The organism is Halorubrum sp. SP9 (assembly GCF_005435015.1).
GTDB lineage: Archaea > Halobacteriota > Halobacteria > Halobacteriales > Haloferacaceae > Halorubrum > Halorubrum sodomense.
In genome coordinates this window covers 1-681 of record NZ_SGXU01000229.1, presented here as the reverse complement: position 1 = coordinate 681, position 681 = coordinate 1, and the positions used below count along the sequence as shown (strand labels likewise).

Below are 681 nucleotides of genomic sequence, written 5' to 3'. Positions count from 1 at the left end.
AACAAGGAGGAAGCCCCCGGCTTCAGCCGTGGGAGGAATCCAACACTCCCCGCAACATATAAGAGCGATAGCACCGTGACTCCCCGGCACCAGCCGTATAAGTTATAAATAAATAGATTAACATGTGAAACACAGATGGAGGATGTGATCCGCACCGTCAAAGTCAAGCTTGACGTACCCGACGAGCGGTGCGACGACCTCCATCAGACGAAAGAGCAGTTTCTCCACTGTGCGAACACGACCGCAGCCTGGGCGTGGAGATACCCGGACGAACATTGTATCACGTCGAAACAACAAGCCGAAAACGCGCTTTACGAGCGACTTCGCAACGAAACAGATCTGACAGCGAACCTCGTTCAAAAAGGGATTCGACGCGCTATCGAAGCCACAAAAAGCGGTATTGCTCGACTCAAGAAAGGCGAAACCACCAGTCAACCGCACTTTGACGCGTGGAGCGTCGTCTACGACAAACGAAGTGCGACGTTTCACCGCGACCACGTGTCCCTTTCCACGGTGAACGGGCGCGTCGAGTGTGAGTATATAATCCCTGATGACCCTGAGGGAACACCGATCGGCGAGTACCTACTGAACGAGGAGTACGAGTTCCGGATGTCCACGCTTCAGTACGACCGCTCGAGCGAGTCGTTCTACCTCCACGCGCGTATGCGCCGTACCACAGAC

Annotated in this window: 1 pseudogene; it reads left to right on the top strand. The window is 54.6% G+C overall.

The features are described 5' to 3' along the window. Positions 1-135 precede the first annotated feature (135 nt). Positions 136-681: pseudogene (locus EXE45_RS17325) on the top strand (RNA-guided endonuclease TnpB family protein); the annotation flags it as partial.